Annotated in this window: 21 protein-coding genes; 10 read left to right on the forward strand and 11 right to left on the reverse strand. The window is 54.2% G+C overall.

Features of this window, described 5'->3' with window-relative positions:
• Positions 1-2,433, reverse strand: a complete 2,433-nt coding sequence (locus AC222A_RS11045) for a hypothetical protein (protein WP_486774986.1) — start codon at positions 2,431-2,433, stop codon at positions 1-3.
• Positions 2,434-2,796: 363 nt separating this feature from the next.
• Between AC222A_RS11045 and AC222A_RS11050 the strand changes: the two genes are divergently transcribed.
• The 3 genes from AC222A_RS11050 (at position 2,797) to AC222A_RS11060 (ending at position 5,026) form a co-directional block, all read left to right on the forward strand.
• Positions 2,797-3,318 carry an ATP-binding protein gene (locus tag AC222A_RS11050; RefSeq protein ID WP_372749298.1) on the forward strand — a complete coding sequence of 174 codons (522 nt, stop codon included), beginning with the start codon at positions 2,797-2,799 and terminating at the stop codon, positions 3,316-3,318.
• A gap of 191 nt (positions 3,319-3,509) precedes the next feature.
• Positions 3,510-4,388, forward strand: a complete 879-nt coding sequence (locus AC222A_RS11055) for a sensor histidine kinase (protein WP_372749299.1) — start codon at positions 3,510-3,512, stop codon at positions 4,386-4,388.
• A 5-nt stretch (positions 4,389-4,393) separates the two neighbouring features.
• Complete coding sequence (locus AC222A_RS11060; RefSeq protein ID WP_372749300.1) at positions 4,394-5,026, forward strand: response regulator; 633 nt, start codon at positions 4,394-4,396, stop codon at positions 5,024-5,026.
• Positions 5,027-5,069: 43 nt separating this feature from the next.
• On the opposite strand, the gene AC222A_RS11065 is transcribed toward AC222A_RS11060, so the two are convergent.
• The 5 genes from AC222A_RS11065 to AC222A_RS11085 all read right to left on the reverse strand — a co-directional run bounded on the left by AC222A_RS11065 (position 5,070) and on the right by AC222A_RS11085 (position 11,872).
• Complete coding sequence (locus AC222A_RS11065; protein WP_372749301.1) at positions 5,070-5,786, reverse strand: response regulator transcription factor; 717 nt, start codon at positions 5,784-5,786, stop codon at positions 5,070-5,072.
• Positions 5,787-5,927: 141 nt separating this feature from the next.
• Positions 5,928-6,644: a Crp/Fnr family transcriptional regulator gene (locus AC222A_RS11070; protein WP_372780785.1), complete on the reverse strand. Its 717-nt coding sequence runs from the start codon at positions 6,642-6,644 to the stop codon at positions 5,928-5,930.
• A 124-nt stretch (positions 6,645-6,768) separates the two neighbouring features.
• A complete protein-coding gene (locus AC222A_RS11075) occupies positions 6,769-8,856 on the reverse strand; it encodes an alpha/beta fold hydrolase (protein ID WP_486774987.1) in 2,088 nt (695 codons plus the stop codon).
• A 307-nt stretch (positions 8,857-9,163) separates the two neighbouring features.
• Entirely contained in the window at positions 9,164-9,376 is a 213-nt protein-coding gene (locus tag AC222A_RS11080; RefSeq protein WP_372748519.1) for a hypothetical protein, read from the reverse strand.
• A gap of 141 nt (positions 9,377-9,517) precedes the next feature.
• The gene (locus tag AC222A_RS11085) at positions 9,518-11,872 is read right to left on the reverse strand and encodes a TonB-dependent receptor (RefSeq protein WP_372780787.1); all 2,355 of its coding nucleotides are present in this window, start codon (positions 11,870-11,872) and stop codon (positions 9,518-9,520) included.
• Positions 11,873-12,239: 367 nt separating this feature from the next.
• On the opposite strand from AC222A_RS11085, the gene AC222A_RS11090 reads away from it, so the two are divergent.
• Positions 12,240-14,669 (forward strand): TonB-dependent receptor, encoded by a 2,430-nt coding sequence (locus AC222A_RS11090; protein ID WP_372748521.1) that lies wholly within the window; start codon positions 12,240-12,242, stop codon positions 14,667-14,669.
• Between the two features lie 50 nt (positions 14,670-14,719).
• Here the strand turns inward: AC222A_RS11090 and AC222A_RS11095 are convergent, their stop codons facing one another.
• From AC222A_RS11095 to AC222A_RS11110, 4 genes are all read right to left on the reverse strand, one after another.
• On the reverse strand, positions 14,720-16,462 hold the full coding sequence (locus AC222A_RS11095; RefSeq protein ID WP_486774988.1) for a carboxyl transferase domain-containing protein: 1,743 nt from the start codon (positions 16,460-16,462) through the stop codon (positions 14,720-14,722).
• A 90-nt stretch (positions 16,463-16,552) separates the two neighbouring features.
• On the reverse strand, positions 16,553-17,080 hold the full coding sequence (locus AC222A_RS11100; protein WP_372748525.1) for a glutathione peroxidase: 528 nt from the start codon (positions 17,078-17,080) through the stop codon (positions 16,553-16,555).
• The gene (locus AC222A_RS11105) at positions 17,080-17,712 is read right to left on the reverse strand and encodes a flavin reductase family protein (RefSeq protein ID WP_372797155.1); all 633 of its coding nucleotides are present in this window, start codon (positions 17,710-17,712) and stop codon (positions 17,080-17,082) included. The genes AC222A_RS11100 and AC222A_RS11105 overlap by 1 nt, the downstream gene beginning before the upstream one ends.
• Positions 17,713-17,758: 46 nt before the next feature.
• On the reverse strand, positions 17,759-18,733 hold the full coding sequence (locus tag AC222A_RS11110; protein ID WP_372763869.1) for an AraC family transcriptional regulator: 975 nt from the start codon (positions 18,731-18,733) through the stop codon (positions 17,759-17,761).
• A gap of 101 nt (positions 18,734-18,834) precedes the next feature.
• On the opposite strand from AC222A_RS11110, the gene AC222A_RS11115 reads away from it, so the two are divergent.
• The 6 genes from AC222A_RS11115 to AC222A_RS11140 all read left to right on the forward strand — a co-directional run bounded on the left by AC222A_RS11115 (position 18,835) and on the right by AC222A_RS11140 (position 26,042).
• Positions 18,835-20,154 (forward strand): flavin-containing monooxygenase, encoded by a 1,320-nt coding sequence (locus AC222A_RS11115; protein ID WP_372749665.1) that lies wholly within the window; start codon positions 18,835-18,837, stop codon positions 20,152-20,154.
• Positions 20,151-21,092, forward strand: a complete 942-nt coding sequence (locus AC222A_RS11120; protein ID WP_486774989.1) for a bile acid:sodium symporter family protein — start codon at positions 20,151-20,153, stop codon at positions 21,090-21,092. Before AC222A_RS11115 ends, AC222A_RS11120 begins: the two co-directional genes overlap by 4 nt.
• Positions 21,082-22,038 carry an SDR family oxidoreductase gene (locus AC222A_RS11125; protein WP_372749667.1) on the forward strand — a complete coding sequence of 319 codons (957 nt, stop codon included), beginning with the start codon at positions 21,082-21,084 and terminating at the stop codon, positions 22,036-22,038. Before AC222A_RS11120 ends, AC222A_RS11125 begins: the two co-directional genes overlap by 11 nt.
• Positions 22,035-22,817, forward strand: a complete 783-nt coding sequence (locus tag AC222A_RS11130) for an SDR family NAD(P)-dependent oxidoreductase (RefSeq protein ID WP_372780789.1) — start codon at positions 22,035-22,037, stop codon at positions 22,815-22,817. The genes AC222A_RS11125 and AC222A_RS11130 overlap by 4 nt, the downstream gene beginning before the upstream one ends.
• The gene (locus AC222A_RS11135; protein ID WP_486774990.1) at positions 22,817-23,617 is read left to right on the forward strand and encodes a sulfite exporter TauE/SafE family protein; all 801 of its coding nucleotides are present in this window, start codon (positions 22,817-22,819) and stop codon (positions 23,615-23,617) included. Before AC222A_RS11130 ends, AC222A_RS11135 begins: the two co-directional genes overlap by 1 nt.
• A 70-nt stretch (positions 23,618-23,687) precedes the next feature.
• Positions 23,688-26,042 (forward strand): TonB-dependent receptor, encoded by a 2,355-nt coding sequence (locus AC222A_RS11140; RefSeq protein ID WP_486774991.1) that lies wholly within the window; start codon positions 23,688-23,690, stop codon positions 26,040-26,042.
• 84 nt (positions 26,043-26,126) lie between these two features.
• Here AC222A_RS11140 and AC222A_RS11145 read toward each other — a convergent pair whose 3' ends face one another.
• A complete protein-coding gene (locus AC222A_RS11145; RefSeq protein WP_486774992.1) occupies positions 26,127-26,270 on the reverse strand; it encodes an alanine:cation symporter family protein in 144 nt (47 codons plus the stop codon).
• Between the last annotated feature and the right edge of the window lie 3 nt (positions 26,271-26,273).

Below are 26,273 nucleotides of genomic sequence, written 5' to 3' on the forward strand. Positions count from 1 at the left end.
TTAGTTTGGAAGTGCGATTTTCGCCTTGCGAACCATGCTGTCCGCTGACAGCAGCTTACTGTAGGCGCGCAGTGGGTAAGACGGATACTCGCCGCTTACATAGAATACCTGCCCATTACGAGAGTAGCTCACGACACCTTGTGATATGCTGATGCTCAGTATATCGCCACAATCGATGGCAGTGTCTGTTCGATATACGCCGTTCTCTCGTACTTCTACATAACCCGACTGCATTCCAAGCCCGAAGTTGATCGAAGAGGTACTGGTACTGACGTTATCTTGCGACAGGCCAATATACTGCAGCTTCTGGTTATCCATCACCGTAAATTCGAAGTACGCATCACCGCTGTTAATAATATCATTGGAGATAGCGCCCGCATCCTCGCAACCGTCACAGCCGGCGGTTTTTAACAACTTGTTTCCGTAAATCGTCGCATTTACCAGCTCTCCCCAGCTAACCGCAACCGGCGAACCGAGTGTCGCGGTCGCGTTCTCGCTAGATTCAACCGTCGTTTCAGGAGCACTTTCGCTTTCTTCTGCCGGCGAATTTGAACTGCTTTCTACCGTTGTGATTACCGCATCGCGAACGCTGCTACCCATTGCAAAGAAGCTGGTATAGCCGCGCATCGGGTACACGGGCGTGACTGCACTGGTATAGAACGTGTTTCCGTTCAGGGCGTAGCTTACAACATCACCGGTTACTGCAATTCGAATAACATCACCGCTACTGATTTGAATATCCGTGCGATAAGCACCGTTTTCACGTACCGTAGCGTAGCCCGACTGCACACTGATGGCAAAATCCATCTGCGCTGCACTGGTGCCCGCCTGCGCAACAGACAAGCCTACATAGAACAGCTTTTGAGCGTCCGAGATCGCAAATTCCAGATAACCATCACCAGACACTATTTCTGCCTCGGAGACTGCACCTGCGTCTTCACAGCCATCACAACCACTGGTTTTAGAGAGGGTTGCGCCGTTCAGCGTGGCATTAACCAGATCAGTCCAAGCTGTCGTCGGAGATTCTGACCCAGGGGTAGGCTCCGGAGTAGGCTCGGGAGCGGGCTCAGGAGTAGGCTCTGGCGAAGACGCACCGCCAGACAACAACTGTCCAGGAACCTTAACAAGAAAGGCATCCAGACGATCGCCACTGGTGTTGCTGGTCCAGATAAAATATTGACCTGTAACGTCGATATTTCCTTTGGGCGCTTTAGCATATGCGTTACCGCCTCCCGTGGCATTAAGATCGGTCATGACCGGAGCAACAACCAGCGCTTGGTCAGTGCCATCCAAACCAAAGCAGATAACTTCATTGGCGCCGGCTGAGTTGTTGTAGTTGGCACTCGAACCACACGCATATTGATTCTCTGGAGCGACACCGGGTTTAGAGTTTCCGTGGGCGACATGCGCCGGTGTGGAAACACCCCAATCCGCATTGTGGTAGACCTGGGTACCTTGAAGCGGAGTATCGCTAAACTTCCAGAGCTTTGCGCTGTTCGCGTCGTTCGCATAGTTGTCGGCCGCAATCATATAGCCGTGCCCCATATCAGAATGACCGGCAGCGCCATCGCGATCCAGAAGTATGGTTTCCTCGCCAGTTTGAAGATTGATAATCCGGTTATCTTCGCCATCAAGACCATCGACATCCTCCTTGATCAGCAGCCAGTTACCACTCTTGTCAATCTGACACTCGTCATAGCCACCCTGGCTCGGGTAGAAGGTAAACTGAGCGCTATCTTCCTGATAAACCATGCAACCCAGAGAAGCGTAATTCACCGAACTCTTTACAGTAGCCGAATGTGCATTGTCGTTGGCGCTGGAATGCACCTGATTAATGTAGTACCCGCTGCCCATATGATCGGTCACGTTGAACACTGTCTCGAATGTCTTATTGAGGACATCGTAACGCTGTAACTGCGGACCATTGTTTATATACAGACTGTTGGGTTGAGTCGCACTGAAGTACCAACCTTCACCAGTTGCCCAGCTGAGGCCGTTCGCAGCATCGAACAGCGGACCGCGATTGATTACCTCGTCGGTGACCTTGTTGTATTCAAGCAATGAGGGGCCAACACCGCCGCGGCTTCTGTCCATACCCATGAAGATCAGCATCGTATCTTGACCGACATGGTTGTTGATATTGTTCCAGTAGGAATAGCCAACATAATTGACACAATCGGCGCCGTTACAGTCACTGGCGTTGGTCAAGCGTACGCCTACTGTGTTGTAAGGTTCAGGAAAAGTAAATTTGCCTCTTTCTGGCAGAAAAGCCTCGATCTGCGAGCGCGTCAATTGGGCGCGCGCCTGGGCAGTGCTAGGCTGCTCCAGAAACCCACCAGGAAATTCCTCCGCAGCCACCGGCATTGAAAGCTGGTAGCCCAGGGTCATTACACAAGCGTACAATGAATGTTTTGTGTGTAGTTGCAATCGCATCGGGTACTCCGCTGTATTCATAAGTTGCTTATGGATACTCCGCTCTCCCAGTTATGAGCCCGAATATCCGAAGACAGAACTGTTTATACAGGCGAAGTGCAACAGGCTCGTTTAGTTTATGTAACGGAAATGTAACGGCTTTGTAACGACTAGCGTCAACGTGATGCACGGCCATTAATAACGTGAACCGCAGCGAACAGCCTGTGCAGTTGCACCCTTTTAACCCGTGTTTATCAGTCAAAAATTGGGATGAATACCTGATGGGTAAGCTCAGTACAGAAAGCTAGTATTACAAAAGAGACGGAGAAAAAGTGCCACCCAAGGCATAGAACTTATCAATACTCAGCCGGCAAGGAGCATGCGATGAGAGCTGTCAATACCAATGATTCAACCCCCAGATCTGGACGCGGTCACGGCGCCATTCCTATTAGCAATCCTAAAGTTTTTGACCTTTTGTCGCAGGATAAACTTGCCCTGACGAACGTCAGAGAACCTGAACCCATGCTCATTCGGGAGACTGACGATATTGTGATAGCCCGACATGCTGGACGATGTCTGGGGAAGAGCCTGGGTTGCTCTGACAGCAAAATCGCGCTGTTAACGACGGCCATCTCAGAGTTAGCACGCAATATCATACTCTACGCCGAAAAGGGTGAAATCAGTGTCTCTGAAATACGCGTTGGCCCATCCAATGCTATTCTGATTATTGCAAACGACAATGGCCCTGGCATTGCCGATGTTGATTGCGCCCTCGCTGGCGGCTATTCCACATCAGGGGGACTGGGGCTCGGTCTTAGCGGTCTGCACCAAATAGCCGACCGGTTTGAGATTGAGAGTCATTACGGTGAAGGTACCTGTGTAAAAGTCATTATTCTGGCCGGTTAGTTATAAACAAATCGTCTTACTGGATTTCTCATTAAGCGATTTAAAGATACCCAATAATAAATTGCGCATATAGCACTGCGTTGTGTGTGTTATCGCACAGACGGAATAGTCAAAGAAACGTAACACTGGTGTACCGTAGCCGTAAGGTAGCAAGGCTGCGGTTCCTGTAGTCCACCGCAAGGACTGGTGTTATGCAGTGCAAGGATAATCCGCAGCAAGACCCCGAGGTGCCGCCAGGAAGTCCATCTGACAGCGCTATAGCCTCACGGATCGGTCAACCCACCGATGATTCACCCTGCGATCGTCGCGCCCCGCTAACCACAGAGACTCAGAAGCAGCAACCACGTTTTTTTCAGGTAAGTGTCGGGGAGCTCGACAGTATCCGTCGCGCGATAAAAACCTACGACATCCCCCCGCATGATGACGTTGGCTGCAATGCATTATTGAGCAGTCTGTACGAAGCTCAAGAAGAGTCCGCTCGACGCGTTGCACAACGACTGCATGATGATTCCGCACAGATGCTCGCCACTGTCTACCTGGAATTGGCCGAAATCAGGCGCGAGTGTCCTGAACAGATCGCAAAAAAAATAGATGGCGTCGGCCGTTTGCTTGACGTGGTCTGCGAACAGATCCGTGGGCTGTCCCATGAGCTTCGGCCACCAGTGTTAGACCAACTCGGCCTCATGCCGGCATTACGTTTCCTTGCTACAGGGTTCAGCCGCAGATCAGACATAAAAATAGGTATTGCTGGAAGTGCTCAAGGTCTCTCCAGCGCCATTGAAATCGCACTGTACCGCGTGGTTCAGGAGGCACTGTCCAATATTGTGCGACACGCTGGTGCCACCCAGGCAGAGGTCAGACTATGGATTGAAGCTGATACCGTACACTGCACAATTACCGACAATGGCGCAGGATTTACCGTCCCCGACGAAGCAGCTGACACCACACATGGGCTCGGTCTGCTTGGTATTTACGAACGCGTAACTGCCTTGGGCGGTGAATGCCGGATTGTTTCCTGCCGCCGCAAAGGCACCGAATTCACCGAATTTCAAGTGGAACTTCCGTTATGATGAGTATGAGTAGAGACGTTGTTGTCGCCGATGACCACCAGATGTTCCGACAGGGAATAAAGTCCCTACTGGAAGCCGAAGATTTCAATGTTGTAGGCGAAGCTGTAGACGGTCATGACGCCATTCGCCTGGTACGACAATTTAATCCAGCGGTCGCACTGCTCGACTTCAGAATGCCTCAGTTGAATGGCATAGATGCCGCCCACGAGATTCAGCGTCTGTCGCCTCAAACAAAAGTCGTGCTGTTAACAATGCATGATGAAGAGTCTTTCGCACTTGAAGCACTAAAAAGTGGCATTCGGGGCTATGTGCTCAAGAATCAGGCTGCATCAGAATTGATCTACGCTATCCACGAAGTGCTTAAAGGCGCAGTCTATCTAAGTCCGGGGATTTCGGAAGGTGTTGTAAACGCCTTATTATCCAAGAAAGATCAGCCAGAAGACGTACTGACCTGTCGAGAGAAGCAGGTACTGCAGCTTATTGCTGAAGGCAAGACGACAAAAGATATTGCAGAGTTACTGCACTTAAGCGTGAAAACAGCCGAATCTCACCGATCCCATATCATGCAGCGCTTGGATATCCACAATGTAGCCAGTTTGGTGCGCTACGCCATTCGGCAAGGTCTTATCGAAGCCTGATTGGCTATTCCCAAACAGCTGTTGTCGCCCAACAGCGAGCCGCCTAGTGCCTCAACCAGTCGGGCGATACCTTGATCCGGTACCCCACATTGCGCACCGTAACAATGTTTTCTGCAGACGCACCCAACTTGTGGCGCAAGCGACTCATATGAACATCGAGCGTGCGAGACTCTACCGTACAGGCACGCTTGTACCCCCAAACCCTTTCCAGTAAATCCTCACGGGTCAACACTCGCCCTTCCACCTCTAGTAATTCCTGCAGAAGACGATATTCCGTCTCCGTCAGGTCTACCGGACTCCCATCAACATAAACAACCCACTGCTCCGGAACCATTTGAATGGTACCGGCCTTTAGCACGTGTTGAAGTTGATCTACGCGTCGACGGTGTTGCAATCCAGTAATCTTGCTGAGTAATTGCTCCATGTCGACCGGGCTGACCAGATAATCATCGGCCCCAACGTTTAACGCCAAAACGCGTTCTGAGGGATCATCAACAGCACTGATAATAATGATCCGGAGCTCTCTCATATGCAGCTCTGTACGAATGAATTTGCACAATCGCATACCCCCCATCTCTGGAAGGGAACTATCCAGTACAATAAATGCAGGGCTCGCACTCGTCAGCAGTTTGATAGCTGAGTCAGTGCTAGGTGAGAGGAGGACGTCGAAGCCAGCCCCATCCAGGGCCGACTCAATGGAATGGCTCAACTCCTCGTCACAGACTGCAATAAGTACGGCTTGTGCCGATGCTTTATTCACTCGGAGTCCGCGCGTTGGCTGTCAGTATCTATATGGTAGCGACGCGATATAGCGCAAACAAACGGGTACATACCCCATGAGGCCACCGAGAACACCCTATTTAACGAACGACTAAGTAAAAGTACTTATAGATGACGACTGTCAGGTAGTTGGCGGGGGCAGCAGACTATCGGCCTTTTTCTTAACGACCCGATAGCATTCACAACAAAGCAGTTCGAGTTGAGGCCTGTCTAACAATTTTATATGGCCGCGGTGGTAGTCAATCACTCCGAGGTTTCTGAGTTTACCGGCAGCATCCGTGACACCCTCGCGACGCACACCCAACATGCCGGCTATCAGCTCCTGCGTCATAACGAGCTCGTCGCCGGAAACACGATCGAGCGATAACAATAGCCAGCGGCACAGCTGCTGAAGTATGGAGTGATGCCGATTACACGCCGCCGTCTGCGCCATCTGGATGAATACGGCTTGGGTGTAGCGCAACACGATCGCCATCAGTTCGGTATGACGATTAAACTCCCTTTCAAACTGTTTGCCGCTTAGCTGGTAAAATTGACCCGCACTTATAACCATGGCCTGACTGGTGCTCGGCTGTCCACCCATGATCCGTGATAGCCCGATCACGCCGTCGTTGCCCACCAGGGCGATCTCCGCTGACGAGCCGTCTTCCATCACATGCAACAATGAAACGATGCTATCGACAGGAAAATACACCATGTCTACCAAATCATCTGACTCATGCAACATTTGACCCGCAGAAAAACATACCAGCCCCAAATGAGGCTTTAACCGGCGCACAACGACCGACGGCAAGGCTGCCAGCAGATGATTCTGTTGTGGTAAAGGCTGAGTCTGCACCTTGAGCTCCCGTTAGCAAACGGTTGTCGTTACTGTATCTGTATTTGCGCGTGTATCAACATCACCTATTAGACGACAAAGGGCGCGTCACCAGACGCGCTCGTTGCAGGCCTTTCTATAAGTCTTAAGGTGCACTGCCACTTACCGCTCCCAAGCTTAGAGCCCCGGCGGGCAAGCGCCGTAAATCAAACAATGGAAGTTCAACACCAACAACGCTTACATCATAAGGATTCGGCGGATTCAGCACACTGTCTTGTTCGTTAATCGCCGAAGCGACAGGGTCGGGGTAAGTGGTACCTGCGGCGGTTTGAATCAAGGTAGTTGCGCCACTAGCGGAAGCTCCATTAATTATCGCGCTGAACTGAACATGGCGCTGATAGAAGAATAGTCCTACCTTGTCTCCAGGCTGAAGGCGCTCACCCACACCAGGTAATAGAAACCTGTCGTTGCCCACATTCGGGTTACTGGTGTACGGCTCAGCATTCTCAATCAGACCGGTGACTTCCGCGTCGACGAGGATTTTATCGCCGCTCGCCCGCTCGATACCGACACCAAAAAAGGCGATGGCGTCGCTGGGTGAGCCCACGCCAGTGACGGTGATAGCGTCAATACTGGGGATGCCTGCCAGCACAATATTATCGCCGGCATCGCTCGGTACGGTATACAGCTCCAAAAAGTTGGCACCCAGGTAACTGTCATCTGGTCCCTGACCTACACTGACCTCGGCCGCTTCTAGACGCACAGGCACACCGCCCTTGTCCACAGGCTGTGATCCCGCAGGGAAGTAATCGAGCAGCAGTCCCTGTGGCTGAGCGGTATGTGCGCTTTGCGTATTGGCAACAGAGATACAGACATTGGGTAGCGTGTCCAATAGCGGCGAAGACGCGCCTTTCAGGTGCACCTCAAACCAGGCCTTGATTACTTCGGTACCCACTAAACCACCGCAATCAGCAGAGCCTTCAAACAAGTGGTCAAGGGGATTCATGTGACCACCTTCATTGGTCAATACCGCCACTTTGGTGTTGGCATCCTTTATGGAATCGAAAAACTGGTAATTCCAATAGGCCTCGGTCAAGTGAAACAGCACGTCGCGGTTCCCCTGCAGCAAAAGTGTAGGTACCGGCCTCGCCACAAAAGTGCTCTGGTCATTACAGCCGGGGCGATCGCTGTCACACCACGGACCAACGCCGTTTTGCGCCTGAAAGTGACGCACTTGCCGATTGAACATCTGCAGCACAACATCGCGGTCGTAACCCTGCAATTCCAAAGTCCGCATAAGGTCATCTTTGGTGCGAATAAAGTTAGCCTGAGGGCTTCTGTAGCCGATCTGATTACACATCGCCTCCACTGCGGGGGTATTGGTCACCCCCGGGTCCGGCGGGCCATTTCCATCTGCGAACAGGCACAGAAGACCGTCAAAAGAGAGCTTAACGGCATCACCCGGCAGTAGACTGTTAATCAGACTATGCCAGGTACCCGAAGGCACAATCGTGTCCACTCGCCGATCCAATAACGCCAGAGGAAATTGCCAACCGCCACCGTAGCTATAGCCAATAAGGCCCACGCGGATATCTTTGGCAATGTCGGTTTCTTCGAGATAAATGGAAAAACGGTCTGCGTTTTCCGCGAGCCAATCCAGCAACCGAATGGCATCCTGCGTTTCCGCCTGGGGGTCCATCACTCGCGCCAAACCACCGCCGTTATCGGGCTGCGACTCACCGTGACCACGTTGATCGAAAGAAACCGCAACATAGCCATAATGTGGCAAAGTTTGGAATAGCTCGAGTATCTGAGGGAAAAAGGCTGTCTTATCTACCTCACCATTTTCATCCAGCGTGTTTGACACTTCCCCGCCATAGCCATGGCTGTGAATAACCACCGGAAAGCGATCACCGGGACAGCGTTCCGGCAGGGCGATACTCACATCAAAACTGGTTGAGGGCAGCACATCGCCCGAGTAATTTCCGGTGTCGTAAACGTTGGGAAGTTGGCTGGTAACCTTTTCCAATGCATCAGCAGTAATCAGTTCTGCCGGAAGACGCTCAGCTGCCGCGCACTGTAAAACCGGAGGCAGCGCAGAGACAACCGGGGTATTTGTGGTATTCGTGTCGGCAGCAGGGGAACTACTGCTAGAACTACTGCCATTACAAGCAGTTATGAGTAAAACACTGGTTATCAGCGCTGCCTTAGCGCCCACCGCAAAACTCCGCATACTACACCTCTATTGTTGACGGCGACCACTTTAGCACATAAGAAAAAGAACGACCTAGGGCATCACTTGGTACAACTGGAGCCCAAAGAAGACAACGCGCGTGCCGTCAATGTATTACGCGATCAGGTTGGAAACCCAACGCTGACGCATTAACCACTTAGTTCACACGGTAGAAAGGACATTCACAATACGGGAATGCCGAGGCTTTGATAGCGCCGCTTCTGAAAAACCAGCCTCACACGGCGAGCGGCATTGCGGTAGGACGCGACTTTCGCGCTGGGCGAAGCGCCATTTCATCTTCAACCACTCAGCTCATTGCAGCGTCTATCTTATTAAACAGTGCATTGAGGTCTTCTATCCCCAACGCTTCCGCGTGATCGCGTACGCTGTTTACAAGCTTGTGTAAATGGCGACTGGTTTCGTCATCGAGTTGCCCCAGATCACTCAATCGCTTGGTGAGAACCCCAACCATCATGAGGGACAAAATAGCTATATGATCGGTCTGATTGACGGGCTGCATGATAGCGCCTCCTCGGATGTACGAAACATATCAACTTGAGTATAGATCACCAGGCGCGTCTTAGCGGCTGGTTGCCTTCACCGAAAATCCGGTAACAGGGCGCCAGCCGCAGGCGGGTTATGCAATTAATAGTACGCTGCCTTAGAAGAGCTTGGCGGTCACCGTAAGCCCCACCAGCTTATCCGGCCCGGGGATAAAGGTTGGCAAGCCAAAACTGTCACCGGTGTTGCCCGCGTCGAGCAGATAGTCTTTATCCTGCAGGTTCTTGCCATAGAGCTCGACAATAAAATGCCCAGCCACTGTTTCGTATCGCAAGGTCAGGTCCAACAGGCCATAACTGGGCTGGAATTCATCCTGCGTGTCGTCGGTTTCCTGCAGATCAGGTCGATCGTTGTCATCATCGAAGAAGAACTTCGATTTATAGCTGTAAGACGGTGTTATAGAGAATGTGCCAACATCAGTGATGTAGCTATAGGTGGCGCCAATGGCGGCGCTGTGATCCGGGCTTAGTCGGAAACGGTTACCCGCAAACTGCTGCGGCTGGCCTGAGTCGTCCTTACTGGCAAAACGCCCATAATTATAGCCATAACTCATAAACACCTTAAGATTATCGAGCGGCTGAGAATCAAGCTGCAACTCAACACCGTGCGATGTAGCCGAGCCCGCATTCAGCACTTCCACAGCCGCCTCCCCCGGCACAAAAATGGTTGTCTGAAAATTGGTGTACTCATAGTAAAACACCGAACCGCTTAAATTAATGCGATCGTCCCAGAAACTGGCAAAGCCACCTATTTCATAGGAATCAACGATTTCTGCATCCAGGGTTTCGGCTTTGACAAAGTCTTCTTCGGGCGGCGTATTGAACGCAATCACTTCAGGTCGACGACCGCGCGCATAACTGCCCCACAAATTCACGTCCTCACTCAAGTGGTACGACGCTACCATGCGCCAGGAGAGCCCACTGAAGGTGTCACTAGCCTGCTGCAGCTCACCCCCTTCACTGGCGGCAATAAACAGCGTGTTGCCCGGATCGTATACCGTGACACCTGGGATGCCAGGCAACAGCGTGTTGGCCTTGGAACGACCGAAATAACTGGTTTTCTTGTCATCTCGAGTCCAGCGAATACCCGCCGTCAATTCCACTTTCTCGTTCAGGTGATAGGTGGCATCGGCGAACAGGTCTGTCGACGTGGTATCACTGCGGTTGGCAAACTCCTCTTCGTAAAGAATGCCCGAGGATGGAGCCGAGGGCTCACTGCCCCGGCCGGTCGCTAAAAACTCAAGAAAGAACGGCAGCCCCACCCCCGTGTCGGTAGCGAGTGGGACATACTGCTGACCTTCCTCACTCAAATAGTTAGCGCCAAAAAACGCCGACAGGTTACCTCCGGCGTCGAAATTGATGCGCAACTCCTGACTGAACTGCTCGCCATCCGCAATCTCTGATGCCACCAGAATGTCATAGTGGGAACCGTCGCCATCGAAAATTTCCTCTGACTCAAACTCCCGGACGCCAGAAATTGACGTAAACGACCAGTTTTCGCTGAAATCCCAACTGACAATACCCGTTAAAGTATCAAGATCTCGCTCCAGACCCAGATCGCCATTGTCGCGAAAGCCACCAAAGCTGCGTAGCGCCGCACCCGTAAATGGGCTGGTATCACCCCCGGGGGGAGCAAAGCGATTATTCTTGAAGCCAGTGCCCGGTGGCGTGTCGTTCTGGTGATTGGCAATCAGATCAATGCGCAATGATTCCAGCAGATCCAGTCGCAAAGACACACGATACGCACGCAAGTCCGCACCGTTAAAACCGGTTCCTCCCAGCAGGTTTTCCACGTACGGGTCACGCTTTTTATCAATAAAGGCTATTCGACCTGCCAGCCTTTCATCCAGTATCGCTCCACCGAAGTGGCCACCCACTTCGGTGTACTGCGTATCGCGCACGCTTTCACCGTAGCCCAGTTTGAGTTGGCCTTCGGTCTCATAATCTGCCTTGCGCTGGATAACATTGATTCCCCCGATCAGTGCAGCGCGTCCAAACAGCGTGCTCTGAGGGCCCTTCACAACTTCCACTCGCTCCAGATCGTGCAGCTCAAAAAAAGACCCGCGCGATCGCGATGCCGGCACGCCATCCTGGAAAATTGCGATGCGCGGCTCAATATTGGCTTCACCGCTATCGGAGGTAATACCGCGAATGACAAAAGCTGGATTGTTGGCGCTTTGCTCTTGCACCTCCAGCCCCGGCACAAAATTGGCCAATTCATCAAACTGTTGAATATTCAGCTCGGCCAGTTTGTCCCCACTCATGGCATTGATATTGATAGGCACATCGCGCAGTGACTGCTCTCGCTTCTGGGCGGTGACGATGACTTCCTCTATCTGTGCATTAAGCGGCAGAGCCGTGATCCCGAAGATTGCTATCGAGCACCACCTTAGAATTGGCCGTGCAGCCTCGCACCACGATACAGGCGATAGATACTGAGATTTTAGCAAGGACATTTCCGCAGCTCCGCTTGTTGATAATTATTATTTTCCACTGCAACGTTTTCGGGCAGGGCGAGTGCAAAACACTGTTGCGACAATACTGTAAAACGACTCGTTGGTCTAAACCAAGTACAACTGACACCTTAGTCTGCATGGGAGAATGATCAAAGGATCTTGCACTCGTTCACCATTTCCGAAATTGATCCGCAAACACCATTTGGAATATTCAGACATAAATGCTCCAATAGCCTACAACAAAAGTGGCCTAACCGTTTGTAACTTCGCTAAAAAAGTTTGATAACACTATCGCGAACATATTAATTACCCGGATACGACATGAGCCACTCTTGTTACGCAGCACCCTGTGATCAAGGAGTTGATAATGATAAAAGCACTTTGTCGATTGACCGCATGCAGCCTTATATTTTCTGTGAACCCCGCACTGTCGCCCACCGCAGGCGCCCAGGCATTGGAGGAGGTGATTGTCACTGCCCAGCGACGCAGTGAAAGCACCCAGGATATACCGGTGGCCATCACCGGCTTCACGGGTAACTCCATCGAAAAATTCGGCATTGAGAGCACCAACGACGTGGGCGCACAGGTACCCAATATGCAAGTGAGCGGTCCCTATGGTGAGGTTCAGCCCATCTTCGCCATTCGCGGCGTGAGCATGTCGGACTACAACTCCAACCAGGCCAGCCCGATTGGCGTGTACGTGGACGAAGCCTACCAGCCAGCCGTGTACTCCCACGGCGCCAACTTCTTCGATCTGGAGCGCCTTGAGGTCTTGCGCGGTCCTCAGGGAACCCTCTACGGCAAAAACACGACCGGCGGCGCAATCAATATGATTACCCGCACCCCTCAGATAGACACCGAATTCAATGGCCGTATAAAGGTCGGAGTAGGCTCCTTTGACGCCACCATGGCCGAAGCGGCGATCGAGGGCACATTGATTCCCGGCACCTTGTCAGCGCGTTTTGCCACCTTGTTCAAAAAAGACGACGGCTACCAAGAAAACCCCCTCGGCGGTGCCAACGGCGCACAAACTGACACTCGCGGTGGCCGCCTGGCGCTAAACTGGGCAATCAACGACAACGCCACCGCCGTGCTGAAAGTAACGCGCACTGAAAACGACGCTAATACCGCGCAGGTGCGCAATGAACCGGGTGTGGATATCCGCAATACCAGCAGCACTGCCAATTCCAATGGATTTATTGACTACACCGGCTACTCGCGACCGGCACGCGATCTGGACTTCCACGAGATTGAATCCAACAAGGTGGGGCCGTTGATCACCCAGACCGATACCGCCGTGCTGACAGCCACGGTTGATTTTGAGGACTTTTCACTGGTATCAGTCAGTTCATATGGCGATGCACGTTATTTTCAGGACGCCAATACCGACGGCTCACCGCTGCGTCTGCTGGAAATCGACTGGTCGTCTGATACGGTCTACTACAGTCAGGACCTGCGCTTCGTCAGTGAATGGAACAGTCCTTTCCAGTTGATCGCCGGACTGTATTACGGCTTTGAAGATCTGGGCCTGAAAAACATCTACTGCATTTTCGAAGACTTGCCGGATACGCGGGTGGGCGAAGAAAACCCAGACACTATTGGTCTCGCGCCCTTTCTCGTGGGCTTCGGCTGCGTAGACCAGCGCCTGGCCACCGAGAAAGAAAGCCTTGCCGCTTACGGTCAACTCCGCTTTGAGCCCACCGACCGACTCGGCTTTGATCTCGGCCTGCGCCAAACCGAAGATCGCAACGACATGCCCTACTACAATACCTCGCGGCTTGACTACGATGGCACCCCAATCGGCACCTGGGTACCTGGTAATACGACTGGCCGCGACGAAGCATTCACGCCGGTCACGGCATCTCCCAACCAGATCGCCTACTGCCTGAGCAATCCCAGCGCCTGTACTGCGCCGCCCGGCTTTACCCACGGGCCGTACACGCTGGCGTCACAACAGCCACTGAGTGCTGTTGAGAACGAATGGACTGGCAAGCTCGGTGTCGATTACGCACTGACGCCCGACATTCTGCTGTATGCGGCCTACAGTCGCGGCTATCGCAGCGGCAGCTATAATGGCGGCGTGTACTATCTGGAGCGCGATATTGATGACGCGTACGCACGCCCGGAATTTATCGACGCGTATGAAGTCGGTGTAAAAGCGGATCTGCTGGACGGTCGCGCCCGGTTTAACGCCGCCGCCTTTTACTACGACTATACCGATCAGCAGTTTGTTAACGTGGTAGGGATTTCGGTCTTTCTGGAAAACGCGGGCGCTTCGGAAATTCAGGGCGTAGAAGCCGAGTTCCAGTATCAGATTAACGAACGGCTGTTCCTGAACACTGGCATCGGTTTACTGGATACCGCCTACAAAGAACTGATGTTGGCCGATACCACCACCCTCGCCAACCCGGAAGATCAGGTGGATCTGGCGGGCAACGATCTGATCTCAGCGCCCGACGTGAATTTCAGCATCTCGCTGGACTGGGACATGCTGGTCACCGAATACGGCTATCTGGCGCTCAACGTCAATGGCTCGTATCAGAGCAAACAATGGTACAGCGCCTACAACGACAAGGCTGAATACGAAGCCAGTAAGCAGGATGCCTACCACCTGATTAATGCACGCCTGGGCTGGTTCTCAGCTACCGATACCTACAGTGTATCGGCCTTTGTGAAAAACATTGAAGACGTAGAGTACGACTACTACGCCATCGACCTGCAGGCATCCTTCGGTTACACCTACTTTCTTTCCGGGCCACCGCGCAGCTGGGGCCTGGAAGCCAGTTATCGTTTCTAACGCGACAACATAGACGCGGCACCGTGACAGCCTACGCTGTCACGGCTCATTCAGAAAAGCGCGGCGATAATCGCATCCCGCGTTTGCTCCGGCTCGATAACCGCGTCAATCTCCAGATAGCTGGCCGCCTCGATGGCCTTACCTTTGTCGTAGGATTCGGCCAGCAAACGATCAAACAAGGCCTGCCGCTCGGCAGGGTCTGCCACCGCTTCAAGCTGCTTACGAAACCCCAGTTTCACTGCGCCCTCAAGCCCCATGGCACCAAACTCACCGGTGGGCCAGGCAGCCGCGTAGACCGGGCGCGCAAAGCTGCCCCCGGTGAGAGCCATAGCACCGAGGCCATATGCCCGACGCAGGAAAATGGCCGCCCAGGGAACCCTCGCCTTTGCTCCGGCTGCAAACAGGCGTGACATGCGACGCACCGCGCCCTCATTTTCGCTATCTGGCCCCACCATAAAGCCCGGGGTGTCCACCAACGACACCAGCGGCAAGTTGAACTGGTCACAGAGCTCGATAAAGTCGGCCAGTTTATCGGCGGCCTCGGAGTCGATAGCGCCGCCCAAATGCTTACAATTACTCGCTATAAGCCCTAGTGGGCGTCCCGCAATTCGCACCAGTGCGGTCAAGGTTGCAGCGCCGTAATTGGGCTTAAGTTCCAACACACTATCGCTATCGCACAGCTGCTCAATAATCTGACGAACGTTGTAGGCAAAACGGCGATCAACGGGCAGGTGCTCACCAATACCCTCTTGATCCGGCCCCTCGCCATCATCAGTGACACCCCGTTGAAAATAAGACAGAGCTTTGCGCGCCAGCACCGTCGCCTCGGCTTCGTTCTCTGCCACCACATCGATGACGCCATTGCGCGTCTGGCTTTCCACCGGACCAATCTGAGTAGGCAGAAAGCTGCCCAGCCCTCCCCCTTCGATCATTGCCGGACCGGCCATGCCAATCCAGGACGTTTTCGTTGCAATGCGAATATCGGCGGCACCGAATAGCGCTGCGTTACCGGCAAAACAATAGCCATTGTTCACCGCTACACGCGGCACGACGCCGCGAAGTCCGGCCCACTGGGCAAAAGACGGCACGTTCAAACCAGCAAACTGAGTGAGCACATCAGTATCTCCGGGACGACCGCCACCACCTTCGGTATACATCACCACTGGCAATGACTGCTGCTGGGCCAGGCTCAGGGCACGATCGAGCTTCTTGTGGTGAAAGTATCCCTGGGTGGCGGCCAGCACGCTATAGTCATTAACAATCACCACCGCCCGTTCACCGTTGAGGTGGGCAGTACCGGTAACGATGCCATCGCCAGAGGTGTTGCGTTTTAACTCATCGAGGTCCCGGTGCTGACGTTGCGCCGCCACTGCAAACTGGCCGTACTCCACAAAGCTGCCGGCATCACACAGTGCAGCAAGATTTTCACGGGCTGTCCGGTAGCCCTTTACGTGTCGTTTCGATACCGCTGCAGTACGGGATGCATCCTGGGTGAGTGCAACGCGCTCGCGCAATTCCAATAGCGCAGGGTGGTCGATATTTTTCCCGTCTGCTGCTGTCGTGCTCACATTTTCTCCCTGCAGCACAAACTCGCACAGGCCATAGCCCTTTTGCACAGTAGCCCCCGCAATAGCCAACCAGCGCTGCACAACGCCAGAGGCCGGCGCGGTCAAGGGTGTCTGGATTTTCATAGATTCGAGAATGGCCAGTTCCTGACCGGTGGTCACCGAGTCGCCTTCGGCAACCAGATGTCGCACCACCACACCAGCAACAGGCGAGGAGAGTATTTCCATTGGACTGATTCGCTTTGTGTAAAACGGCCACATAAGGTGCCAGCGCTAGAGCTGGCATTCAAGCCTAAATCTGCCGGTGTTTATTTACATCTAGAGCAATGGCTTTAACGCTTCAACCAGCTCTGGAGATGTCGGCCGCACCTGGGAAGGAAAACTTTTGACGAACTGACCGTTGCGATCAATCAAATATTTATAGAAGTTCCAGCGCGGTTCCGCTGCACCGCCACCTATCAGCGAGCGAAAGAATCCATTGGCCTCTGTCCCGGTGACACTGCTGCTTTCCAACATGGTGAAGGTCACCCCGTAATTGACATAGCACACCTTGGCGGTCTGTTCGGCGGCAGCGTATTCCTGTCGAAAATCATTTGAAGGAAAGCCCACAATTTCCAACCCCTGTTCACGGTAGGTCTGATACAGGGCTTCGAGACCTTCAAACTGCGGCGTAAAACCGCAGCGGCTAGCCGTATTCACCACCAGCAATACCTTGCCAGTAAAGCGTTCGCAAAAGGACACGCGCTGATCGCTGCGCAGCAAGGGGTGCTGATAATCGAGCAAACCTGTACAGTCCGCCCGCGCCAGTGAACCCACTAACAACGACAGCATCAGCGCGATACGCATCAATCAATTCTCCGTGGCGGCAGATCAGGTTTGGCATAGGCCATTCGGCACAGGGGCTGTGGAGCGTAGTAACTGTCTACGCCTGCCAGCGCTACCGAGCCACTGCGATAGAGGTCAATGGAGCCGTCATCGCGCAGCGCATTGTCCGGCACCGATACCCACACAACTTCGCCAATAACCATGTGAGTGCCGTTAATCGCAAGTCGCTGCTCTTCCCGCAGAGACAACCCCAGGCTCAGGAACGCTTCTTTAACATAAGGAGCGCCAAAACCCTCGCGATAGGCAGGTGTCAGGCCGCAGGCGGTAAACTCCGATTGCTCTCGCGGATATCGAGCCGCCGTCTGATGGGCCGGTTCAATCAGGGCTTCATGCACGTGACTCAGGGTGTAATGCCCTGTCGCACGAATATTATCCAGCGTATGCCGGGGTGCAACATCCGGCCGCAGAACCAGCATGATCAGCGGTGGATGAGAACCAAGATGGACAGCAGAACTCATGATCGCCAAATTTTCCTGACCGCCAGCACTGCAGGTGCCCACCAGGTTCGCCGGTTTATAACCGGTAAGGGAGTTAACGAATGCGGCGCGATATTGTTTGTCCCAATCGGCCATCGCTTCGGCACTAATATACAAAGGCGTGTTCCTCTCTTTGTCTGGCCCTGTTACGCACGGGCACGGCTTATGGATCGCTCATCGCCACTCGAAACTGGGCCGGGGTGGTGCCGGACCAGCGCTTGAACGCTTTCACAAAGGCGCTTTCATCAGAGAAACCCAAGCGTTCGGCAGTTTGCGCTATGGTGCCACCATCACGCAGACACTGCTCCGACAGATGCTGAAGCACGGAGGCACGCAGCAACCGAAAACTAGTGCCTTCATCCTGCAGCTTGCGCACCAGATGACGACCGCTAAGACCAAGCTGCTCGGCCACGCGCTCCTTGCCCCAGCGCGGATGCTGACGCAGCAGCTGCTGCACCTGAGCGCTCAGGCTCGCGCTGTCGAGCCCCGCGAGAATGGCGTCGGCCAGTCGCAACAAGTGATCGCGCATGGCGGCATTGGCCTGAATCAGCGGCGTGGCCTGCAAGCTTTCACTGAAACACAGGGCATCGTTTTGCCGGCCAAACAACACATCCACAGCCAACAGGGATTGATAAGTTTCAGGTGCCGCCGAGGGTTCGCTCACAAACTGAACATGACAGCCTTCAAACGTGCCACCGGACACCCAGCGCGCCAGATTTAGCACACAGGCCATAACGGCCTCCACCCGTTCGCGTCGACACCGGGTGTAATGGGGGCTGTAGACCAGATGACAGCGCGTGCCGTGAAATTCCAGGCTGAAATCCCCCCCTTCACCCACAATCGGGTGGTATTCCACCAGCATATCGAGTGCTTCCCCCAGGGTTTCGCAGCTCATCAACAGCATCCCCACCAGATCGAGATGGCCTACGTGCAGTGACAGACCGAGCCGAATTCCTACCAGCGGGTCTTGCGAGGCATGGCAATAGGCCTCCCATACCTCATCCTGCAGTGCCAGAGGAGTACGCCCATCGCCGGGCAGACGCGCCAACAGGCTGTCTGGCAGGGCAATGCCTGCGCGCTGGGCGCTCTGAAGAATCCCTTGGGTAAACTGTTGGGTTACGCTGGGCTGATCGGCCATGTCGTCCTTAATTAACCTGTGTTCGTCCCGAAAAAGCCATCACCTGCATGAACGGCTCTATTATGCTTATTGGCTAAGCATAACACTGCAAAGGATCTGGTATGTATGCTGTGATTGGCGCGGGCCCAATGGGGCTCGCTACTGCGCGCAACCTGCAGAAATATAATCTCCCCTTTGTGGGATTTGAATTGAATAAAGACGTCGGCGGGCTGTGGGATATCGACAACCCCCACAGTACCATGTACGAATCTGCCCACTTGATCTCGTCGCGGCACATGACCGAGTTCGCCGAGTTTCCCATGGCGAAAGACGGTGCGCCCTACCCCCACCACTCCGAGCTGCGCCGCTATTTCAGGGACTACGCCGCCCATTTTGGGCTCTATGACCACTACCGCTTTAACACCCGGGTGGTTTCTGTCGAGCCCGATGGCAACGGTGGCTGGGATGTGACCAGTGAAAAAGATGGTGTCGAGCACCGTGAAAACTTCCGTGGTGTACTGATTGCCAACGGTACCCTCAACCACCCCAACATGCCCGAGTTGCCTGGCGAATTCGCCGGTGAAGTGATGCACGCCTGCGACTATCGCAGCCCCGAGGTATTTGCCGACAAGCGGGTACTCATTGTGGGCTGTGGCAACTCAGCCTGCGACATCGCGGTAGATGCGGTACACCGCGCCCGTGCCGTCGACCTTTCAGTACGCCGTGGCTATTACTTTCTGCCCAAGTTTATCGGCGGCCGCCCTACCGATACCCTCGGTGGAGCCATCAAATTGCCGCGTCGACTGAAACAGCGTCTCGATGCGCTGCTGATTAAAATGGTCGTCGGCAAACCGTCTGACTATGGTTTGCCTGAGCCAGACTACCGCATGTACGAATCGCACCCGGTGATCAACTCACTGGTTTTGCACCATATCGGTCATGGCGATATCCAGCCACGCCGTGAAATCCAGTCGGTTGACGGTCATACCGTCACCTTCAGCACTGGCGAATCGGCTGACTATGACCTGATTCTGATGGCAACCGGTTACCACCTGCACTATCCCTTTATCGACCAGCAGCACCTGAACTGGAATCCTGGCGAGGGGGCCCCGTCGCTGTACCTCAATATCTTCAACCCGAAACAGGATTCTCTGTTTGTCATGGGTATGATTGAAGCGGCAGGGCTTGGCTGGGAAGGTCGCAACGAACAAGCAGAAATGGTGGCCCTGTATATCAAGCAACGCGAAGCCGGGCGCGATTCCGCAACAACCCTGCAAAACAAAATTCGACAATTTGGCGGCGAGCGGCTTGATGGCGGCTACGACTACCTCGATCTGGAACGGATGGCGTATTACGTCCATAAGGACACTTACAAGCAGGCCATACAGACCCATATTCGCGAACTGCGCCGCGATCTGCCCGCGAACGAGCGCCCCGTATGAGCGAATTCGCTCAGGTAGACGTCGCCTTCAGCGAACAAAGCCTGTTTGTCTTGAACGCCATTCTGGCCGGGATGATTTTCGGGGTTTCCCTGAAGCTGACCACCGCCGATTTCGTGCGAGTGATTCGTCAGCCCCGCGCCCCCATAGCCGGATTGCTGGCCCAATTTGTCGTTTTACCGGCTGCCACCTTTCTGTTTACCGCTCTACTGGGGGTGCAGCCGGAACTGGCGCTGGGCATGATTCTCGTGGCCTCCTGCCCCGGCGGGAGTTTTTCTAATGTAATGACCTTTCTCGCCAAAGCCAGTGTGCCGGTGTCAGTTAGCATGACTGCCATTTCCAGTCTCGCCGCGATTGTGATGACCCCGCTGAATTTCACCCTGTACGGCTGGCTCAATCCGCACACCCGGCCCCTGTTGCGGGAAATTTCCCTCGACCCGTTGGAATTGCTGGCTCTGGTCGGTCTGGTGCTGGTGCTACCCCTAATTCTTGGCATGGCGATAGGCCGTCGTCATCCGGCATTGGCTGAACGGGCCGACAAGCCGATGCGCATTATCACGCTACTGGTATTTCTGTTATTTGTGGCAATTGCCTTCTCGCAGAACTTCGACAATTTCGTCCAGTATGCAGGCGTTATTCTGGTGCTGGTCGCCGCGCATAACATCGGCGCACTGGCCATTGGCAACCTGTGCGGGCGCCTGCTGAAACTGCCACTGGCGGAGCGTCGCGCCGTCACCCTGGAAGTCGGCATTCAGAATACGGCACTAGGCCTGTCGATCATCTTTACCTTTTTCCCACAAGCGGGCGGCATGATGCTAATCGCCGGTTTCTGGAGCTTCTGGCATCTGGTTGCCGGGCTGACGCTGGCCCTGATCTGGTCGCGCCATTCACCACCGAGCACGTCACTTACCACCACAACGGAGTCTGCCCATGAGCGCTAGCGACACCAGCGGCCATACAGTGTTGATCACCGGGGCTGCCGGCTATATTGGAGCCCGTCTCGCTGAACGCCTGAGCCACTCGATGACCGTTATCGGGGTCGATATCCGAGTGCCTGAACAACCACCGTGCCCCTTCATTCAGTGCGATATCCGCGACCCCAAACTGGCAGACATTGTTGCTGAAAATAACGTTAGCCACGTGGTGCACCTTGCCTCGGTACTGGAGAGCAAAGGCGATACCGAGCTGGATTACGATATTGATGTGAACGGCACCCGCAATGTCGTTTCGGCCTGTGTAAAACACGGTGTTAGGCACCTGACCGTAACCAGCTCCGGCGCGGCCTATGGCTATCATGCCGACAACCCGCTTTGGATTGACGAAAACGACACACTGCGCGGCAACCCGGAGTTCCCTTACTCACTCCACAAAACGCTGGTAGAGGAAGATCTTGCCAAAGCCCGACAAGAGCATCCGCAACTGCAACAGCTGATCTTACGCCCCGGCACGGTGCTCGGCCGGGAAACGCGGAATCAGATCACCAACCTGTTTGAAAAGTCCTATATTCTGGCCATCCGCGGCTCCGCCTCGCCCTTTGTTTTTATCTGGGATGAAGACGTGCTCGACATCGTCGAACTGGGTATTCGCGAATCAAAGACCGGCATCTACAACCTTGCTGGCGACGGTGCCTTGACCATTCAGGAAATCGCTGGCCGGCTCAAAAAGCGAACGCTGACCCTGCCCGCGGGTTTATTACGGCTGGCGCTGCGGATAGCCAAACCACTGGGGCTGACACGCTATTCACCTTCCCAAGTGGACTTTCTGCGCTATCGCCCGGTGCTGAGTAACCGGCGCTTGAAAGAGGAATTTGGCTACCATCCTCAGCTCACTTCCAGCGAAGTGTTCGAACTGTTTGTAGAAAATGCACTTAAGCGGAGTAAACAATGAAAACCGTGTTGATCACCGGCGCCGCCAGCGGACTGGGCTGGGAACTCAGCAAGGTGTTTCATGCCCGCGGCGACCAGCTGCTGCTTATAGACAGAGATGGGGACGGACTATCGCAACGCGCAGAGGAACTGGGCGAGCGAGTGACCACGCTGGCCTGCGACCTCGTTGCTGACACTGCCATCACCGATATCGTTCGCGCTGTCGAACACGCAGGTGCGCTAGATGTTCTCGTCAATAACGCAGGCATTACACAGCGCTCACTCGCCGCCGAAACCGATCCTGCTGTAATGAAAAAAGTGATGGCGGTTGACTGGCAAGCACCGATGGAACTGGCACTAGCACTGCTGCCCGCGCTTTACAAAACCCGCGGCAGTATCATCAATATAGGCTCAATGGCTGGCTGGATGCCGGTGCCCGGTCGAGCGGGCTATTGCAGCGCCAAGTCGGCGTTGGCTCAGTTTTTTGAAGTGCTGCGCATGGAGGAGGCTGCCAATGGGATCCATGTGCTGATGGTTTACCCATCATTTCTCGATACGCCCATTGAGAAAAACGCGTTGGGTGGCGACGGCAAGCCCGCCAAACACGCGCGCTCTACCGTAGGACGCATAGACAGTGCCGGCGCGCTGGCTCGCGATATTGTGTGCGCCCTGGACAAACGCAAGCCACGGCTGTTCCCAAACCGCTTTACGCTATTTGCCAGTATCCTGTGGCGAGTGGCGCCGGGCTTATTCCAGCACATGGCGGGTAAACGTTTTGCCGTAGAACTGGAGCAGCGCTGATGGCAATTGATCCCGCCGTATTCTTCACAAGCTCGTGGCTGGCTAATCCCTGGACATGGCTCGCCCTGTTTGTGTTTACTGCCTACACCATCGAAACGGTCACTGGGTTTGGCAGCATTGTCATCGCACTGTCTCTCGGCGCATTGTTATTGCCCATACATGAAATGTTGCCAGTACTGGTGCCCCTGAACATATGCATGACGGGCTATCTGGCCCTGCGTCACCGCAACAATATTCACTGGCCAACGCTGCTAAAACTGATTCTGCCGATGATGGGCCTGGGCACCCTGCTGGGCTACGGCCTGCGACCATGGCTGGGCGATGCCGCCCTGCGCGTGGCTTTCGCCGTGCTGATTATTTGGTTTGCCGCGCGAGAGCTCCATTTTATGATGCGCGCCGGTGCGGGCGCTCAACAACGACAGCACAGTAGCTGGTGGACCCGCTGCTGGATGCTGCTCGCCGGCATCACTCATGGCTTGTTCGCCTCCGGCGGTCCGCTACTGGTGTATTCACTGTCTGGCGTAGCGCTGGATAAAGCACGCTTTCGTGCGACGCTGATCTGCGTCTGGCTGTCACTGAACAGCCTGCTTACGCTAATCTTTGCTATCGACGGTACCCTGCTACCCGCGCTACCTCGCATCGCCGTCTTTCTACCTGTAGTAATCAGCGGCGTAATTATCGGCGAATGGTTGCACCACCGGATTAGCGAGCAGCGCTTTCGACTTGCGGTTTTCCTGCTACTCTTGGTAACCGGAGGCGCACTGCTCATCGCCAGCAGCGCATCGATAATGCAATCATAACGAGATAAAAACAGAAGCGCCCCGATTGATATCGGAGCAACAAAATATCGGCAACACACGGGTATCCAGTATGACTAACAACAATCGTGTAATCCCGCTCAGCCTCGCTCTGGCACTGCTTTGTTCTCCCGCGCTCGGCCAGCAACCCAGAGTTATCGAAGAGGTGGTGGTCACCGCCCAGAAAACCACTCAGAGCTTGCAGGACGTGCCCATTTCGGTAAGCGCGCTGTCAGGCGAATTCATGCAGGACAACGCGATTGGCGACTTAGTGGAAGTATCGACCTATGTACCCAACGTTCGGGTCGAGTTTACCAGCCCATCGTCGCCGCAGGTATTCATTCGCGGCTTTGGTACCAACACCTTCAACCCCAGCTTCGAGCCTGCCGTTGGCCTCGTTCAGGTCGAGATATTCTTCGGCCGCGGCACGTATTTCACGGAATCGATGTTTGACCTCGAACGCGTCGAGGTCTTACGTGGACCACAGGGAACACTGTTTGGCAAAAACACGATTGCCGGTGTCTTCAGTGTGTCGAGTAAAGGCGCGCCCGCCGAAGAGGGCACCGAAGGCAATCTTGCCTACAAGCACGGCGATTTTGGCGATACCCGGCTGGAAGGCGCCATAGGTTACCGGTCCAGTCCCAGCTTCGGCATTCGGCTTGCAGCGATGCTGGCGGATAGGGATGGCCGTATGGAAAACACCAAACTCGATCGTAAGGAAGATACACGCGATCAAGATGCCTTTCGCGCCAAACTGGAATGGAACCCGAGCGACGCACTGGATCTTGAACTGGTAGCTCAGACTTCAGAGAGCAACCTCAACTTCTGGCCACGCCAGCTAATGAATCTCGATCAGGATACCCGTGACTATCTGTCGGCGTTCGATCCCGAGATCGAAGACGACCCTACAAACTTTCAGACCAGCTTTAACACCCCCGGTGAGATGTTTATTGGCTCCGATACGGTGCTTATGCGCGGCAACTATTCATTCGGCGAACTGCTAGGCTTGAATGAGCTTACCTCCACCGTGGTAGTCGGCGTTTCATGGCTGGATGTCGAACAGTTTCAGGATCTTGACGTTTCACCAGCCGACCTGCTGAACCTGGATGAAGTAGACGACTACCGCCAGGAATCGCTGGAGTGGCGTTTTGGCGGCCATGCCGACAGCCTGTTTGGGGTGGGCAATCACGTAGAATTTCTCGCCGGGGCTTATTACTTTCAATCGGATTTTCATATCATTGCCGATGTAATCATCGGTCAGGACATAGCGTCCTACGCCACCACCAAGGACGCCCAACAACTGCTCTCCGGTAGCAATACAGTGCCGGGCAATCCTTTGGGCGGTGCTATCGGTGGTTTTTTACCCCCGCTGACCGGCACTGTTAACCCGACCGACTTCTATCGCTTCGATTTCTTTCAGGATACCGAAGCACTGGCCCTGTTCGGACAGCTGGTGTGGGACCTCACTGAGAAGTGGACACTCACCCCCGGCATTCGCATCAACCGCGAAACAAAACTGTCTACACCTACGGGTACCAGCGTTTGCACAAACAAAGGTACTGCCCCCTGCATCACCTCAACCGTGATCAGCGCTAACGACTACGCGCCGGGCGAGATCGAGCGCACTGAGAACAATCTGTCGCCTAAAGTGGCGCTCACCTACTACATCAACAACGACATCTCAATGTACGGCTCGTGGTCAAAAGGCTTTAAAAGTGGCGGGGTAAATTCGATCTCATTTACCGGTGAGGAACTGGAATACGAACCGGAAAAAGCGCAGAGCTGGGAACTGGGTCTGCGCAGCCAGCTGATGAACAACACCCTCAAGTTCAATGCTACAGCCTACCGCATGGAGTTTGACGACTTGCAGGTGCTTGCCTTTAACGGTCTGTTTTTTGATGTTACCAATGCGGCATCAGCCATTTCGCAAGGTCTTGAGCTGGACATTCAGTGGCTGACTCCCTACGCCCCGTTGACCATCAACAGTTCTCTGGGTTATCTCGATGCGACGTATGATAAGTACCCATCAGCACCCGCCCCGATTGCCGAAGGCCAGGGCGCACAGCAAGATCTGGGAGGCAAGACACTCGCCTTCGCACCCGAATACAACGGCACCCTCAGCCCAGTACTGGAATACACGTTTGGTAATTTCCTGTTAAAAACGGCGCTTAACATTAACTATCAAAGCAGCCACTTTACCGATACGGACCTGGACCCCAACACAGAAATTCCCTCAACGGTCACCTATTCCGCGCACCTATCGCTGAAGAGTCTCGACGATGGTTGGGCCATCAGTATCGGCGGCAAGAACCTGACCGATGAGCGTGAACTCAATCAGGTCATTGATACCGCCATGTTCCCCGGCACTTACAATCCCAGCCAGAATCCGGGACGGGAATTGTTTACCAAAGTTAGCTTTCGCTGGTAACCGTAGCTGATTGAAGAACCCGCAAAACCGGCGCTACCAGACAACATCATCGGGTAGGCGCCGGGCTTGCGCCGAACGAGCCAACTACGCAGAGAAATACTGCCGCGCCGCCTGGTTTACTTTGGGCGCCAGCAGCAGGGCAGATATCATGGTGGGAATCGCCATCAGCGCGTACATGGAATCCACCACGCTAACGATTACCTTAAGCGACGCCACGGCTCCCAACACGAC

The organism is Litorivivens sp., from assembly GCF_057445395.1.

Excerpts from the sequence above, each read along its gene's own strand:
- AC222A_RS11140 (WP_486774991.1), top strand. The coding sequence starts at position 23,688 with ATGACTAACAACAATCGTGTAATCCCGCTCAGCCTCGCTCTGGCACTG.
- AC222A_RS11115 (WP_372749665.1), top strand. The coding sequence starts at position 18,835 with ATGTATGCTGTGATTGGCGCGGGCCCAATGGGGCTCGCTACTGCGCGC.
- AC222A_RS11060 (WP_372749300.1), top strand. The coding sequence starts at position 4,394 with ATGAGTAGAGACGTTGTTGTCGCCGATGACCACCAGATGTTCCGACAG.
- AC222A_RS11135 (WP_486774990.1), top strand. The coding sequence starts at position 22,817 with ATGGCAATTGATCCCGCCGTATTCTTCACAAGCTCGTGGCTGGCTAAT.
- AC222A_RS11075 (WP_486774987.1), bottom strand. The coding sequence starts at position 8,856 with ATGCGGAGTTTTGCGGTGGGCGCTAAGGCAGCGCTGATAACCAGTGTT.
- AC222A_RS11120 (WP_486774989.1), top strand. The coding sequence starts at position 20,151 with ATGAGCGAATTCGCTCAGGTAGACGTCGCCTTCAGCGAACAAAGCCTG.
- AC222A_RS11085 (WP_372780787.1), bottom strand. The coding sequence starts at position 11,872 with ATGTCCTTGCTAAAATCTCAGTATCTATCGCCTGTATCGTGGTGCGAG.
- AC222A_RS11110 (WP_372763869.1), bottom strand. The coding sequence starts at position 18,733 with ATGGCCGATCAGCCCAGCGTAACCCAACAGTTTACCCAAGGGATTCTT.
- AC222A_RS11055 (WP_372749299.1), top strand. The coding sequence starts at position 3,510 with ATGCAGTGCAAGGATAATCCGCAGCAAGACCCCGAGGTGCCGCCAGGA.
- AC222A_RS11100 (WP_372748525.1), bottom strand. The coding sequence starts at position 17,080 with ATGCGTATCGCGCTGATGCTGTCGTTGTTAGTGGGTTCACTGGCGCGG.
- AC222A_RS11045 (WP_486774986.1), bottom strand. The coding sequence starts at position 2,433 with ATGCGATTGCAACTACACACAAAACATTCATTGTACGCTTGTGTAATG.
- AC222A_RS11130 (WP_372780789.1), top strand. The coding sequence starts at position 22,035 with ATGAAAACCGTGTTGATCACCGGCGCCGCCAGCGGACTGGGCTGGGAA.
- AC222A_RS11050 (WP_372749298.1), top strand. The coding sequence starts at position 2,797 with ATGAGAGCTGTCAATACCAATGATTCAACCCCCAGATCTGGACGCGGT.
- AC222A_RS11095 (WP_486774988.1), bottom strand. The coding sequence starts at position 16,462 with ATGGAAATACTCTCCTCGCCTGTTGCTGGTGTGGTGGTGCGACATCTG.
- AC222A_RS11090 (WP_372748521.1), top strand. The coding sequence starts at position 12,240 with ATGATAAAAGCACTTTGTCGATTGACCGCATGCAGCCTTATATTTTCT.
- AC222A_RS11125 (WP_372749667.1), top strand. The coding sequence starts at position 21,082 with ATGAGCGCTAGCGACACCAGCGGCCATACAGTGTTGATCACCGGGGCT.
- AC222A_RS11080 (WP_372748519.1), bottom strand. The coding sequence starts at position 9,376 with ATGCAGCCCGTCAATCAGACCGATCATATAGCTATTTTGTCCCTCATG.